Origin of the sequence: Thalassospira profundimaris (assembly GCF_003326755.1) — a bacterium.
GTDB classification, from domain to species: Bacteria; Pseudomonadota; Alphaproteobacteria; order Rhodospirillales; family Thalassospiraceae; genus Thalassospira; species Thalassospira profundimaris_B.
Map to the genome: position 1 here is coordinate 57358 of NZ_JPWH01000005.1, position 15154 is coordinate 72511.

Consider the following 15154-nt stretch of genomic DNA (forward strand, 5'->3'; position numbering starts at 1 on the left):
TCCAAATCAGGCCGGATGCCTGCGCACGAAAATAGCCTTCCGCCGGGATGGCGGAAAGCCCTAATTGCGCTATCGCCTGCTATTCTGCGGCGGCCTTGGCGGCTTCGATTTTTGCCGCCCGTTCCTCGACCAGTTCCACGATGTGATCCACCATCTTTTCGGTACTCACATTATGGTCCGGACGGCCGGAAATATACATTTTGTGGTTGCCACCACCGCCGCCGGTCAGGCCAATGTCGGTTTCGCGGGCTTCGCCGGGGCCATTGACAATGCAGCCAATGATCGACAGCGAAATGGGTGTTGAAATATGCGCCAGGCGCTTTTCCAGCTCGGCCACCGTATCAACCACGTTAAAGCCCTGCCGTGCACAGGACGGACAGGAAATGATCTGCACACCCCGGGTCCGAAGGCCCAGTGATTTCAAAATATCAAACCCGACATGAATTTCCTCGACCGGATCGGCCGAAAGCGACACACGCAACGTATCGCCGATCCCGGCCCATAAAAGGTTGCCCATGCCAATAGCGGATTTCACCGTTCCACCACGCAGACCCCCGGCCTCGGTAATGCCCAGATGCAGCGGGTAATCGCACGCTTCGGCCAGGCCGTAATAGGCAGCGACCGCCAAAAACACATCCGATGCCTTGACCGAAATTTTAAATTCGCGGAAATCAAGGTCTTCAAGGATGCGCGCATGGTTTAACGCACTTTCCACCATCGCTTCCGGGCAGGGTTCGCCATATTTCTCAAGCAATTCGCGTTCCAGCGACCCGGCATTCACGCCAATACGCATCGAACAGCCATGATCCTGCGCGGCCTTGACCACTTCGCGCACCCGGTCGGTCGAACCGATATTACCGGGATTGATGCGCAAACAGGCCGCCCCGCTTTCGGCTGCTTCAATCGCGCGTTTGTAATGGAAATGAATGTCGGCAACGACGGGCACGCTAACCTGTTTAACGATGTCCTTTAACGCCAGCGACGATTCCTGATCCGGGCAGGAAACGCGCACAATGTCAGCACCGGCTTCTTCCAGACGGTGGATTTGCGCAACCGTGGCCGCCACATCCGTGGTCAGGGTATTGGTCATGGATTGCACCGAAATCGGCGCATCCCCGCCAACCTCTACTTTGCCAACACGGATTTTGCGGCTGACGCGGCGTTCAATATCACGATAGGGGCGGACACTCATTTGCGGACCCGTAGCCTTTGTTGGAACACGGTGATCTTCAGGCCTGTATATAGCTTATCCCCCGCGCGGAAGAAACCGTTCCGCACAGGTTTTTCAAACTGTTTTTATGACAGTCATGCAAAAGGCGGCCCGGGGTCAGGCCGCCTTTTGTATTTTTACGCCCGTAACAAGGGGTTACTGGGTCTTTTTCTCGGCTACCGAGGCCAGAATATCATCCGGATTCAGTGAATAATCCGCAATAACCTGACCATAAGCGCCAACCGGCAGGCTCTTGGCCCCGTCAACGCTGACCGAAAGCGCCCCGGCATTCCCGACCTCAAGCTTCAGGCCCGGACGATTGGGAACACGGTAAACATCACCGGCACTGAGCATCCGGGTCAGCAGAATATTGCCGTCATCCTCGCGAATGCGCACCCAACTGGTTTCATTGGCCGAAATGGTCACGCGGCTATCGGCATTCACGGCACCAAAAACACGCCCGCCACCGGCATCCCCCACTTCGGGTGCGGCGGGAACAGATGCCACCTCGGGTGTGCCTGCCGTTTGCGGGGTATTGGGCGCACGCGGCGGAACCGGGATATTCGCCTGATCCGATGCCACCGGCGCAGATTGATCGACCGGCGCTGCGGCCTGGCCCGCCGCCGGGGCTGCGTCAGTTGCTGCTACATTGGGGGTAGCAGACATGTCATTGGCAGTCGCCGGTCCGGTATTTCGCGCGGTCGTCGTGGCCTCACCAGTGCTGGCGACATCTCCGGTCTCGCTCGCATCAGGTTCGGCAAACATGCCTTCAACCGTACCAGAGGCCTGGTCATTCATGCTTTCGGATGCTTGGGCCGAGGGGGATGGCCCCATCCGCTGCCCCGAGGATGACGGGCCAACTTCGGCAGCATGGGCTTCGGCCGCATTTTCCAGCGTACGCTCACGATCCGGGGCACCATTTCCGGTGGCGACCTGTGCCGATTCTCCAGGAACGGCACCATCCATTTTCATGCTTTCAGGCAGCGGCTCGACCAGATCGGCAATGGTTTTGCCCTGGCTTGAAAGATAATACCAGCCGCCATAGGCAAAGATGCCAAGCACGGCCGCAATCAGCATCATCGCGCCGCCGGGCACCCGGCTTTCCTGAACCGGCTTGGGAAAGCTCAATTCGCTGCGCACGGCAGGCGCATTGCTTTCTTCCTTGTAGCGACGGACGATTTCCTTGCCATCGAGTCCCAGATGTTCGGCGTATCCCTTGACAAAGCCAAGACCATACGGCCCGCCCGGCAAAGCGTCATAATCGCTGTTTTCAATCGCCTCAAGATAGACTTTGCGAATCCGCAACAGTTGCGCAACACCCTCGAGGCTTTGCCCGTGTGTCGTGCGCGTATGCCGCAGCAACCTGCCAACCGTCGTCTTTTCAGCGTTCAAATTAGCCTGTGATTCCATACTCATATCATTTGACGGTACACTTCCGGGCAGCGGCTTGAACCGCAAACGCCCTCTTGGTGGCACATCCAAATGATCTTCCTTTCGCTTTCCGATCGCCAACTCCCGCACCCCCACGTTACGATCCAGCAACAAACTAGCAAATACCCCAGCCAAAAGCGATTGTTTTTAAAGTTTTACACCATGATCTATTGCGAAAGCCTTAAGACCGGACCTAAGACTTTTGCCTGGGCTATCAAGGAGCGAGAGAACATATTGTTCAACACTTCTTGCATTCATACTCCTGACCATCTCCTTGACCGGACCAACCGATGCCGGCGCCATTGACAAACGCCGGACCCCCAATCCGATCAATGCCATCGCCTCGAGCGGACGCCCGGCCATTTCTCCACAAATGGTCAGGCGCACATTCCGGTCACTGCACAATTCCACAAGGTGTTTCAAAAACGTGAAAACACCTGGCGACAATGTGTCATAGCGACCTTCAAGACGCGGATTTCCGCGATCTGCGGCAAACATGAACTGCAACAGGTCATTGGTCCCGACCGACAGGAAATCCACCTGGCCCAACAGGCTGTTTGCCTGCCAGATCAGGGCCGGAACCTCCAGCATCGCCCCAACCTTGACCGAACGCGGCACAAAACCCCGTCCTGCCTCACGTTCAAGCTGCCGATCAAGCAGTTGTTTGGCAGCCCTGAATTCTGCCACCTCTGCGATCATCGGGAACATGACATGCAAATCCCGGTCATGGGCCGCACGGATCAGGGCACGCAACTGGTGCACCAAAACCGCCGGCCGGTCCAGAGTGATCCGGATCGACCGCCAGCCCATTGCCGGATTTTCCTCGGTCATATCCTGCCAATAGGGCAATAATTTGTCACCGCCCACATCGAGAGTCCGAAAAACAACCGGTCGCCCCTCGGCCTGGTCAAAGATGCGGTTATACAGCCTTGTCTGATCTTCGATATCGGGCATGGCAGATCGCACCATGAACGGTATCTCGGTCCGATAAAGGCCAATTCCGTCCGCACCGCTTTCAATGACATGGGGCACGTCTATCAACAGCCCGGCATTGATGTTAAGCGATATGTTCACATCATCCCGGGTTTGCGCCGGCAAATCACGCATTCGCGCATAAAGCGCCTTGCGTTCCGCCCGTGCTTTCAAGGCCCCGTCGATAACCGATCGCACATCCTCGCTGGGACGGACGAACAATTGCGCGTTATCGGCGTCAACAATAAGCGGGTCGCCACCTTCAACCTTGTCGAGAACCCCCTTTACACCACCAAGCACCGGAATATCAAGGGCACGGGCCACAATGGCGACATGCGATGTATGCGACCCTTCCTCCAGGGCCAGGCCCCGCAACCGGGTATGATCATAATCAAGCAATTCCGCCGGGCCGATATTACGCGCCACCAGAATAATATCATCTGGCAGATTGCCAAATGCCGGCGACTGAAACTGTCCGGACAAATGCTGCAACAGCCGGTTTGCCAGATCCTCAAGATCGTGCAGGCGTTCGCGCAAATAGGGGTCTGTCACCTGGGCCATGCGCGCACGGGTATCGTCATGCACCTTTTGCACCGCGGCTTCGGCTGTCAGCCCGGTATTCACCGCCTCGGTAATGCGGTTCAGCCAGCCGGTATCCTTGGCGATCATGCGATAGGCATCAAGGATATCCCCCGTATCCTCGCCCCCACCCAAATCAATGGATCCGACAGCTTCAACCATGCGATCAAGATGTTTTTGCAGCCCGCGCATGGCCTCGCGCAGGCGGGTCAGTTCCTCCTGCGGGTCTTCGGCGACCATGCGGTCAATCACGATGCGCGGTTCATGCAAAACCGCCGTGCCCTTGCCAATACCCGGTGCCAACCGCGCGCCTGACAGGCGGAGGGGCAACAGGGCAATACCATCCGCCGGGATCAGTTCATCGCGATTAACCAGTTCCCCTCCGGCCACCATTTCGGCCAGGACCATCGCGACATTTTCCAGGGCTTCCTGTTCGTCCTCGGTATATTGGCGTTCGGTCCGGTTTTGCACAGCCAGCACGCCAATGATGCGGCCCCCGCGCAAAATCGGCACGCCAATCATGGAATGGTAAATTTCTTCACCGGTTTCCGGGCGGTAGGCAAAATTCGGGTGCGATTGGGCATCGCGCAAATTAAGCGGCCTTGCATGGGCCGCCACATAACCGACAATCCCCTCGCCGGTGCGCAGGCGCGTGCGATGCACGGCCTCGGCCGCCAGACCACAGGTGGCAAACAGTTCAAGCACCTCGCCCGCGCGCATCACATAGACCGAACACACCTCGGCAACCATGTCGGCTGCAATGATGGTTACGATCTTGCCCAGGCGCTCTTCTGCACTGCCTGGTCCGGCCATCACATCGCGCACCCGTTTTAACAGGCGACGCGGACCGGTAACTGCGGCGGGCGAAATGCTCATCAGATTTAAATGTCTCTTTGTACGAAGGATTGAACCGCCTGATCGACCAGATCAGCCAGAATTTCAGAAACCGGCTGTTCTTTCTTTACCATACCCACCGATTGCCCCGCCATGACAGATCCGTTTTCAACGTCCCCGTCCACCACGGCGCGACGCAGCGCACCCGCCCAGAAATGTTCGATTTCCAGTTGGGCAGCCCCCTGTTCCAACTGACCGGCGCGGAATTTTTCAATCACTTCGCGCTGCACATTCATGAAGGCTTCGGTGCCCTTGTTGGTCAGGGCACGCACCGGGATCACCGGAAAACGGTCGTCAAGCTGTACGGTGGTCACGGCTTCACGCGCACTGGCCCGGATAAAAGCCTTTTTGAAAGCAGGATGGGCAATACATTCGCTGGCACAAACAAGGCGTGTGCCTACCTGCACCCCCGCAGCGCCCATTTCCAGCAGCGATGAAATGGCTTCGCCCCGGCCAATCCCGCCGGCGCAAAAAATTGGCACATCGCGAATTTCGGGCAAAATTTCCTGTGCCAGCACGGTTAGCGATACCGGGCCGACATGCCCGCCCGCTTCGCTGCCTTCGATCACCAGGGCATCCGCCCCCGAGCGGGTCAGCTTTTTTGCCAGCACCAGTGCAGGTGCAAAACAGACGACCTTGGCAAATTCCTTGACCGCCTTGATCGACGCGGAGGACGGCAACCCGCCCGCAAGCACCACATGACCAACATTCTGATTGCGGCAGACTGCAATCAGCTCGTCAAGCTGCGGGTGCATGGTAATCAGGTTAACGCCAAACGGTTTGCTGGTCATTTCCTTGGTGGCGGCAATTTCGGCTTCCAGCAGTTCCGGCCCCATCGACCCGCAGGCAATGACGCCAAAACCACCCGCATTTGAAACCGCAGCCACAAGATGACGTTCGGAAACCCACGACATCGCACCGGCCATGATGGCGTATTCGGTACCCAGGAATTGCTTGCCGGGCGCCCACAGTTTTTCCAGGCGGTTGCGCGCTGCCGCAAATTTCGGATCGTTCATATAGTTTTACCCCAATTTAGGAATGCAGGACACTGCGTGGTTCCCGAGAGGATACAGTCCTGAAAATATCACCGGCTGGACAGTCAGCATGACAGTCAACATCGGGGAAAAGCCCTGAGAAAGGCAATTTATTCCGGTTACGGCATCAAATACCGTCGCGATCTGCCAGACGGACCATCCGTCGGATCGCCCGGATTTGCACGGCCTGCGATCTTGCTCCCCCGAAAGACACCCGTCTTGCCAGGGCGATCCTTCGCCCATCCGCACAAATTCGGGCGACCCCTCAATCATATTTCAGGGTCTGCACCCATAATCATCATAATGGCCGCAACAAAATGTTCCAGCCCCGATATTCTATAATTATGGATCATGTAACACCGCCCGGGCCACAAACACAACCAGGCGGTGTCACAAAAGCTTATTCGGCATCCAGACCATAGGCCGTGTGCAAGGCACGTACGGCCAGTTCGGTATATTCTTCGGCGATCAGAACACTGACCTTGATTTCAGAGGTTGAAATCACCTGGATGTTGATGCCCTTTTCCGAAAGCGTCTCGAACATCTTGCGCGCAACCCCCACATGGGACCGCATACCAACACCAATGATCGACACCTTGGTGACATCCGACGTGCTTAACAGTTCCTGATAGGCAATTTTATCGCGATTGCCTTCAATCACCTTCAGCGCCCGCTGGAATTCGCCGCGCGGCACGGTAAAGGTCATATCCGTGCTGTTGCCGTTTTCCGATACGTTCTGAACGATCATATCAACGTTAATATTGGCTTCGGCCAGCGGGCCAAAGATGGTGGCCGCCGTTCCCGGCTTGTCGGCAACCTTCACCAGGGTGATCTTGGCTTCGTCCCGGCTATAGGCAATTCCGCTAACGACTTCCTGTTCCACGATTTCGTCCTCGTCTACAACAAGTGTACCTTCTGCATCACTAAAGGTGGATCGCACCTGCACCCGCACGCGATGGTTCATCGCCATCTCGACCGAACGGGTTTGCAGGACCTTCGCCCCCAGCGATGCCAGTTCCAGCATTTCTTCGTATGTGATTTTTTCGATCTTGCGCGCCTTGGGCACAATACGCGGGTCGGTGGTGTAAACACCATCCACATCGGTATAAATGTCGCAACGATCCGCCTTCAGGGCCGCGGCCAGCGCCACCGCCGATGTATCGGACCCGCCACGCCCCAACGTGGTAATCCGGTTATCCGGTGCAATGCCCTGGAAACCGGCCACACACACCACTTCACCCCCATCAAGGCGTTTATCAAGTTCGGTGGTGTCAATTTCCCTGATCCGGGCCTTGGCATGGGCGCCATCGGTCTTGATGGGAATTTGCCAACCCAGCCAGGACCGTGCCGGAACATCCATGCTTTGCAGCGCCATCGCCAGCAGGCCAACCGTCACCTGTTCGCCCGACGAGACGATCACATCATATTCGCGTGCGTCATAAAGCGGGGATATGGCATCGGCCCAGCCAACCAGTTCGTTGGTTTTGCCCGACATCGCCGAAACAACAACCGCAACCTGGTTGCCAGCATCTACTTCGCTTTTGACGCGACGGGCAACATTCCTGATTTTTTCAATATCGGCGACGGATGTGCCACCGAACTTCATGACAATACGGGCCATGAAAATTCCCCGTTATGCTTGCCTGCACATCTCGCCAGTCGAAATGCCAGGTCTTTGGTTTCCGCCAGTTACACAGCTTGCAAACCCGCCATAAAGACAGGCCCTGATCAAGGCGGCGATATCAATACTGCCATAACGCCTGCGAAACAAGCATGAAGGCATTGTTAATCCCCGCGAACGCAACTTTTAAACAATCATCTTTCGCAAAGCTTAAAATAACGCATAAACGCTGGCTAAATCCCGCACAACTATGAAATTATCATGCAGGAAAGATAAAATCGCCAAACTAACCTTGGCGTCGCCCCATTCCCGTATTCCGGAGCCCCAAATGCCCCTGCCACCCCCACCCGCTGCCATCGGGAAAACCATGATCATTTTTGATGTCGGGGAAACCCTTGTCAGCGAAACGGCCATCTGGCATCGCATTGCCGGGCATCTTGACCTGCCGCCTTTTACCGTCTCGGCCGCAGCAGGCATTGCGCTTGCGCGCAATTTCGGGTTCGCGGCGATCCTGAAGCAACTGAGCGAGTTTTCCGCCATCCCGGGCGAACCCTGGCGTCGCCCCGATCTTTTGTCGTTTACCGCTGATGACCTTTATGAAGATGTGCTGCCCGCCCTTGCGCAGTTGGCCCGCGACGGCCACGAAATTGGCATTTGCGGTAATCAGCCAGCGTCATCCGAACAAATTCTGGCAAACCTGCCCTGCCAGATCGACTGGCTCTCAAGCTCGGCCCGGTTGAAATGCAAAAAGCCGGACCCGGCCTTTTTCCACGCTATTGTCGATCAAACCGGTTACGCCCCGGAAAATATCGTTTATGTCGGCGATCGGCTGGATAATGACATTTACCCGGCCCTTGAAAACGGCCTGCAGGCCGTGTGGTTGCTGCGCGGCCCGTGGTCGTTTGCTCAATGGCACGAAAACGGCGTGCCCGATGGCATTTGTGCCATCAAATCCCTTGCCGAACTGCCCGCCCTGCTGACCGCATAAATTCCCCTGTCCCTGCGCGAAAAACCGTTTGGATCAAAGCATATGGTTGCGCCGTGCGGGCGGGCCGCGTAAACAGGGCAAGGATCAATTCTGTTATCTGTTGCCCGCCGGAGCCCTGCCATGTCAGCCCATGCAAACCGCACTGCCAACCCTGACGAAATTTCGCGTTTTTCTGCCATGGCAGACGAATGGTGGAACCCGGAAGGCGTGATGAAGCCGCTGCACAAATTCAACCCGGTGCGCCTGCAATTGCTGCGCGATCATATTGCCGCGCATTTTGGCCGCGATACCAGCGACATCAACCTGCTTAAAGGCCTTGATATTATTGATGTCGGCTGCGGGGCGGGCCTGCTGTCCGAACCGATGGCGCGCCTGGGGGCAAATATGACCGCACTTGATGCTGCCGAAAACAACATCAATGTCGCCCGCGTCCATGCACAGCAGGGCGGGCTTGAGATAGACTATCGCCTGGGCACCCCGGAATCCATCGTCGATGAAGGTCGCCAGTTTGATGTTGTTTTGAATATGGAGGTCATCGAACATGTTGATGACCCGGCCTTTTTCATGCAGGCCTGTTCTGCCCTGCTCAAGCCGGGCGGCATCATGTTCATTGCCACATTGAACCGCACGCTCAAATCACTCGCCCTGGCAAAAATCGGGGCGGAATATGTGCTGCGCTGGGTGCCCGCTGGCACGCATGACTGGCGAAAATTCGTCAAACCCTCGGAGCTTTCGCGCTATATTCGCGATTGCGGCCTGCAACTGACCGATATTACCGGCATCGCCTATAACCCGGTTCAGGATAAATGGCTGCCCGCCCCACGTGATCTGGACATCAACTATCTGGCGATGGCAGTCAAACCGTCACAGGGCTGACCTTCGGGGTATCAATCACGGGCTCCTGCCATGACGATCGCACATCTTGAAACAAACCGGCTGGTTCTGGAACCTTTTGGCACGCCCGAGCATATTCAGGCCTGGTGCGAAATGGACATGGATGCAGATGTCATGCGCCATATCCGCCCGCCCAGCCCGACGATGGAATTTGCCCGTCAACGCCTGCACGATGCCCAAATTGGCGGTCCGGCCATTGTGGGCAATTGGGGTATTCGCGAAAAAACCAGTCACGCCATTATCGGGCGCGGCCTGCTGCGCTGGCTGGCGGATGAAAGTGCCGTTGAAATTGGCTATCGCCTGTCACGTCAAAGCTGGGGCAAGGGCTATGCCACCGAACTGGCCCTGGCAATTGTCGATTATGGTTTTGCAACGCTAAACCTGCCTGCCATTTGCGGGATTTATCAGGACGACAATCAAGGCTCGCGCCGGGTGCTGGAAAAATGCGGGATGATAAATGCAGGCACGACAGCCATTCATGGTGGCAGCGCCAAGCCGATCATGATAGTCACCCGCGAGCAGTGGCAAGCAGCGCACGCGTAAGGTGCCTGTGACACATGAAAAGGAATTCCGATGTCCGACCAGCAACCCCGACTGACGACCGACCGCCTGGTTCTTGAACCCTTTGGCGAAGATCACGTTCCGGCATTGGCACATGCCAGCATGGATGAACGGGTCATGCGCTATATTCGCGAACCCAGCCCGGATTACGCCACCGCCGAAGCCAGCATACGCAAAATCCTGTTACAGGATAACGGGGTTTTGGGGGTGTGGGGCGTGCGCCTGCGCGACACAAACGAGGTTATTGGCCTGGGCATCCTGCGCCCGCTGCCAGACAAAAGCGACGTAGAGGTTGGTTACCGCCTGAGCGTACCGCACTGGGGCAAAGGCTATGCCACCGAAATTGCCCGCTGCCTGATCGATTATGGTTTTACCACGGTTAAACTTGCCACCATTACCGCCACCTTTGATCCGGAAAATGCAGCATCGCGCCATGTTCTGGAAAAATGCGGCCTGCGCGATGACGGCATCACAACAGCCTATCATGCCGAAGGCACCCCATTGGTGCGCCTTGACCGGGAAGACTGGCTCAAGGGCGGCAATCACCCCTGAAATTCCCCATCAGATAACAAAATGCCACGACATCACGACATCACGATGTCAGAACCCGGTTGCGCCCCGCCCGCTTGGCTTCATACATCAATCTGTCAGCTTCCAAAATCAGGTGGTCCAGGTTGGAAAACGGTGTCATTTTACGGCAGACAATCCCGGCGCTGATGGTAATGCGAAACCGGGCATCGGCCTTGTTGCCGATCCCGGAAATGCTTGCCCCGGCAACGGCATTGCGAATTTCCTGCGCAATATGTTCGGCCTCCTGCAGGGAAACATAAGGCAATAACAGCGCAAATTCCTCTCCGCCCAACCGTCCGATCAGGTCGTGTTCCTGCACATGCCGGCGAAGAATATCAGCGACCTCGGCCAGAACAATATCCCCGGCAGCATGGCCGTGGTTGTCATTGATCTGTTTGAAATGGTCAATATCAATCAGAACAACACACAGATTATGCTGTTCGGCCGCAAGGCGAACCACCAGTTCATTGCCCTGGTTCACAAAGGCCCGTCGTGACAATAGCCCTGTCAGAAAATCATGATGCGCGGCATGATCAAGCTGCGAGAGCAATACAGTGCGCGCCGCATTAATGCTGGCGACCGTCAAGGGCCCGATTGCCAGAAGCGCAATACCCAGCCGGGTCGAAACCACGGCCCAATAGGCATCCATATTGGTCGGCAGATTATAGACAAGGTTGAATTCAAGCACATAAATCAGCGACTGCGAGACCAGAAAAATAATAAAGGCCGTCACCTGCAAAGGATAAACCAGTGCGCACCACAAAAGGGCAGGCACCGGAAAAACAATCGCCCCCGGCCCGCCCACAAATTGCACCAGAAGCAGGCTTAAAATAACGCCCAAAACCGGGGCATAGGGCTTTATTTTCTCCCAGGCCGAAGGCGCGCCACGCCACATCATGATCACGTCACGCAGCACATGAGCCCGAAGCGACACCGTGAGGGCAAAAGGCAGAATCACGACAAAATTGGCGAATTCCGCACTTGCCCAAAACAAAAAACCCATGACCGGTTCGCTGCCAAAAAACAGCACCGAAGCCACCGCCCCGATCGCCCCGGACGTCGCAGAGGAAAAAAATCCGATGACACAAAGATAACGGATCGAAAGGGGCCGCAGCAGGCTTTTATCCTCGTTTGGCAAACGCCGGAGCAAAACCACGGCGACCATCACCCCCGAAAGGTTGGCAACCGCAAGCAACAGCGACACCACCACAGAACTACCTGTGATAATATCAGCCCCGACATAGGCCACAGCCGCCGCCAGCCACACCAAAAGCCTGTCAAGTTGCCGGTTGCGGACCAAAATCGCAGACAATATCGCATTGGCCGGCCACAGGGCTGCCAACATATGATCTGGCCGGGTTAAAATACCGAAAAGAGACAGGGCAAATACCGTGGCTGCAACAATCAGCGCACCTCTGGCAGAAACGACAAACCGGGACCAATTTGTGTTCCCCGAAGATGAAAATCCTATTTCCCGCACACAAAGCCCCCGATTATCGCCCGCCGCCAACCGGACAGCAACTCAGGCTCTAAAACACCAGCTTACCTGACGCAATTCCCAACAACCGTCAAAATCATCGCATCAAAGGAGGATAGACCCTATATCGTGCCGCGACGTCACAGTCGTAGTCGTGATCGAAACCCTACCTGCCATAGATGCCTAGCGTGTCTCGCCTCCCGCAAACGTGTCAAAATCAGGCAGCATGGACCATTTTACCGTAAAAAGGCAGGCTTTCACCATGACCTTTTCTTTTACCGCCTCGCGTGAAGCACCGATGGCATCGCGGAATACGGGATTTTGACGTGTTCGTGTCTTTCTTTAAGCAGGTGCAACCCAATCGGGCAAATGGCAAATGGCAAATTGCAAAATTACGATGACATCACACCATCGTCAGTTCTTTTTCGTTTTGTCATCGCCCCACGGCAGGGCATGCACATCAATTCCTTCCTCGACCAGTTCAACCGCTTCCTGAAGGGTTGCCTCGCCATAAATGCCGCGCTTTTCGGTTTCACCATAATGGATCTTGCGGGCTTCTTCGGCAAAACCGGCACCCACATTTTCACAATTGCTTTCAACCTGGCGCCGTAATTCGCTCAGAGCTTTTTGTGTGGCTTCGGCAATGACCGCCTTTTTGCGGTTTTCCTCGGCATTTTCCTTTTGCCGGGCCGTGCGCAACCGGGGCGCCATCAGGGCCTTGCCCACCTTGTCCGACCCACAAACCGGGCAGGACAGCTCACCACCGGAGGATTGCGCCTCATAGGTGGCACTGTCGCGAAACCAGCCTTCAAATTCATGGTCATGGTTACATTTTAACTGAAACAGAATCATGATCGCGTTTGGTCAAGTCGTGTGAAACATCTGTAACGAAAAAGACGATATAGGATATATGGCAATTTTACCGGAAAAGACCAGCACTACCACGCAGACAGCGCGCTATTTCGATATAAAACAATAACAGCATCACCGCCCGACATGATCGCAACCACCATTTCCCTACGGGCGAGACGGCAACACCAAAACAACCTTGAATTAACATAATATCGAAAACAATTCACCTTTAATCATTTAAAGTCCAATTATTCCTCTCCCTGATTTCACACAAAGAAAACACCCGCCAAACTGCGGCACAACTGGAAAAAAATATCCCTTCTCCCTGAGCGTTCTTTCATCAATCCCCGCCCTTTTTATTGATTTTTCTCCAGAATTTTCTCCGAAGAACCTTCTGTTACGCTTCAATATAATCCTGCAATCAATTTGAATAATAACGCCATTCATTGTCACGATCCGATAACCGTTCCGTCACATAACTGTTGCATAGTGTTTTTATAATCCCGGCACGAATAAAGGGGGATCTGTTCTCTCTTTAGAGTTTCACAAAGGGGGTTATTTGATGAAACGCGTACTTTGGGCCACGGCCCTTGCCAGCACTCTGTGCACAACAACGGCATTTGCCGCAGAAAAACTGCCGCAGGCAGACAATCCTTACTACACCCAGGCACAGCAGGACCTGCAACTGAAGCTGGCCGACAAACCCAACACCAACAAGGCAAAAAACATCATTTTGTTTGTTGGCGATGGCATGAGCATTCCAACCGTCACCGCAGCCCGCATTTTTGAAGGCCAGATGCGCGGTGTTGACGGCGAAAGCAACAGCCTGGTTTTTGGTCAGTTCCCGAATGTGGCCCTGTCGAAAACCTACACCAATGACGGCCAGATCGCCGATTCCGCCCCGACCGCATCCGCCATGATGAGCGGCGTTAAATCCAATAACGGCACCATCGGTGTTTCGGGCGACGTCAAACGCAAAGACTGTGCCGCACAGCTTAAAATGCCGACCACCTCGCTTGCGGAACGCGCCGAACTGCTGGGCATGTCCACCGGGATCGTTTCGACCGCCCGTCTGACCCATGCCACCCCGGCGGCCGTTTATGCCCACACCGCTGACCGCAACTGGGAAAGCGATGCCGACCTGACCGAAGAAGCCAAAAAGGATGGCTGCCCCGACATTGCCAGCCAGCTCATCGCATGGCCCGCCGGTGACGGTTTTGAAGTCGCCTTTGGCGGTGGTCGCCGCATGTTCATGGATAAAACAATGGCCGACCCGGAAGACAAGGGCAAAACCGGCCAGCGTACCGATGGCCGCGACCTGACCGCCGAATGGGTCAAACGTTATGGCGATGAAGGGGCTTTTGTCTGGAACGAAGAACAGTTCAAGGCAATTGACCCGGCCAAGAAAAAGCACGTTCTGGCCCTGTTTGACCGGTCGCACATGGAATATGAAGCCGACCGTGCAAAGGATGCCGGTGGCGAACCCAGCCTGGCAGAAATGACCGAAAAAGCCATCGACATGCTGTCGCAGAACGACAAGGGTTTCTTCCTGATGGTCGAAGCCGGTCGTATTGACCATGCCCATCATGCCGGCAATGCCTATCGTGCCCTGCGTGATACCGTTGCGCTGAATGATGCCGTTAAAATGGCATTGTCCAAGGTCAAAACCGAAGACACCCTGGTCATCGTTACCGCCGACCATAGCCACACCATGACCATTTCCGGCTATTCCAAGCGCGGCAACCCGATCCTGGGTCTGTCCGAGGAAAAAGGCGACGATGGCAAGCCTTACACCACCCTTGGCTACATGAACGGCCCGGGTGCTTTGGTTGATGCACCGCGCGCCGACCTGAGCGATGTTGACACCCAGGACCCGGACTTCCTGCAACAGGCCCTGGTCCCGCTGAGCAGCGAAACCCATGCGGGTGACGATGTTGCCATCTTTGCCACCGGTCCGTCGGCTTATCTGTTCCACGGCGTTGTCGAACAGAACCTGATCTATCATGTGATGGATCACGCTGCCGAGATCGAAAAGCAACTGGCTGACTAAGCCGGTCAAAGCCCGTCTTTC

Annotated in this window: 13 protein-coding genes; 5 read left to right on the forward strand and 8 right to left on the reverse strand. The window is 55.7% G+C overall.

Translation table 11 applies throughout. The features are described 5' to 3' along the window. Positions 1–79: 79 nt before the first annotated feature. The 5 genes from ispG to TH25_RS07610 form a co-directional block, all read right to left on the reverse strand. Positions 80–1192 (reverse strand): flavodoxin-dependent (E)-4-hydroxy-3-methylbut-2-enyl-diphosphate synthase, encoded by a 1113-nt coding sequence (gene ispG / locus TH25_RS07590; RefSeq protein ID WP_114087828.1) that lies wholly within the window; start codon positions 1190–1192, stop codon positions 80–82. 174 nt (positions 1193–1366) lie between these two features. Beyond that, positions 1367–2620, reverse strand: a complete 1254-nt coding sequence (locus tag TH25_RS07595; RefSeq protein ID WP_114087829.1) for a helix-turn-helix domain-containing protein — start codon at positions 2618–2620, stop codon at positions 1367–1369. Between the two features lie 168 nt (positions 2621–2788). Next, on the reverse strand, positions 2789–5068 hold the full coding sequence (gene ptsP / locus TH25_RS07600; RefSeq protein WP_114087830.1) for a phosphoenolpyruvate--protein phosphotransferase: 2280 nt from the start codon (positions 5066–5068) through the stop codon (positions 2789–2791). A 5-nt stretch (positions 5069–5073) separates the two neighbouring features. Continuing rightward, positions 5074–6102 (reverse strand): NAD(P)H-dependent flavin oxidoreductase, encoded by a 1029-nt coding sequence (locus TH25_RS07605; RefSeq protein ID WP_114087831.1) that lies wholly within the window; start codon positions 6100–6102, stop codon positions 5074–5076. Positions 6103–6520: 418 nt separating this feature from the next. Then, entirely contained in the window at positions 6521–7741 is a 1221-nt protein-coding gene (locus tag TH25_RS07610; protein ID WP_114087832.1) for an aspartate kinase, read from the reverse strand. Between the two features lie 328 nt (positions 7742–8069). On the opposite strand from TH25_RS07610, the gene TH25_RS07615 reads away from it, so the two are divergent. The 4 genes from TH25_RS07615 (at position 8070) to TH25_RS07630 (ending at position 10736) form a co-directional block, all read left to right on the forward strand. Further along, positions 8070–8729, forward strand: coding sequence for an HAD family hydrolase (locus TH25_RS07615; protein WP_181847470.1), 660 nt, complete (start codon positions 8070–8072; stop codon positions 8727–8729). A gap of 120 nt (positions 8730–8849) precedes the next feature. After that, positions 8850–9605: a bifunctional 2-polyprenyl-6-hydroxyphenol methylase/3-demethylubiquinol 3-O-methyltransferase UbiG gene (ubiG, locus tag TH25_RS07620; RefSeq protein ID WP_114087834.1), complete on the forward strand. Its 756-nt coding sequence runs from the start codon at positions 8850–8852 to the stop codon at positions 9603–9605. Positions 9606–9635: 30 nt separating this feature from the next. Continuing rightward, positions 9636–10166: a GNAT family N-acetyltransferase gene (locus tag TH25_RS07625; protein ID WP_114087835.1), complete on the forward strand. Its 531-nt coding sequence runs from the start codon at positions 9636–9638 to the stop codon at positions 10164–10166. A gap of 30 nt (positions 10167–10196) precedes the next feature. Beyond that, the gene (locus TH25_RS07630; protein ID WP_114087836.1) at positions 10197–10736 is read left to right on the forward strand and encodes a GNAT family N-acetyltransferase; all 540 of its coding nucleotides are present in this window, start codon (positions 10197–10199) and stop codon (positions 10734–10736) included. A 40-nt stretch (positions 10737–10776) separates the two neighbouring features. Here the strand turns inward: TH25_RS07630 and TH25_RS07635 are convergent, their stop codons facing one another. The 3 genes from TH25_RS07635 to TH25_RS24725 all read right to left on the reverse strand — a co-directional run bounded on the left by TH25_RS07635 (position 10777) and on the right by TH25_RS24725 (position 13530). Next, positions 10777–12099, reverse strand: coding sequence for a GGDEF domain-containing protein (locus TH25_RS07635; protein WP_147252996.1), 1323 nt, complete (start codon positions 12097–12099; stop codon positions 10777–10779). A 546-nt stretch (positions 12100–12645) separates the two neighbouring features. Next, complete coding sequence (locus tag TH25_RS07640; RefSeq protein WP_114087838.1) at positions 12646–13083, reverse strand: DUF1178 family protein; 438 nt, start codon at positions 13081–13083, stop codon at positions 12646–12648. A gap of 237 nt (positions 13084–13320) precedes the next feature. Beyond that, a complete protein-coding gene (locus tag TH25_RS24725) occupies positions 13321–13530 on the reverse strand; it encodes a hypothetical protein (RefSeq protein WP_147252997.1) in 210 nt (69 codons plus the stop codon). Between the two features lie 115 nt (positions 13531–13645). On the opposite strand from TH25_RS24725, the gene TH25_RS07645 reads away from it, so the two are divergent. Next, complete coding sequence (locus TH25_RS07645) at positions 13646–15133, forward strand: alkaline phosphatase family protein (protein WP_114087839.1); 1488 nt, start codon at positions 13646–13648, stop codon at positions 15131–15133. The last annotated feature ends 21 nt before the right edge of the window (positions 15134–15154 follow it).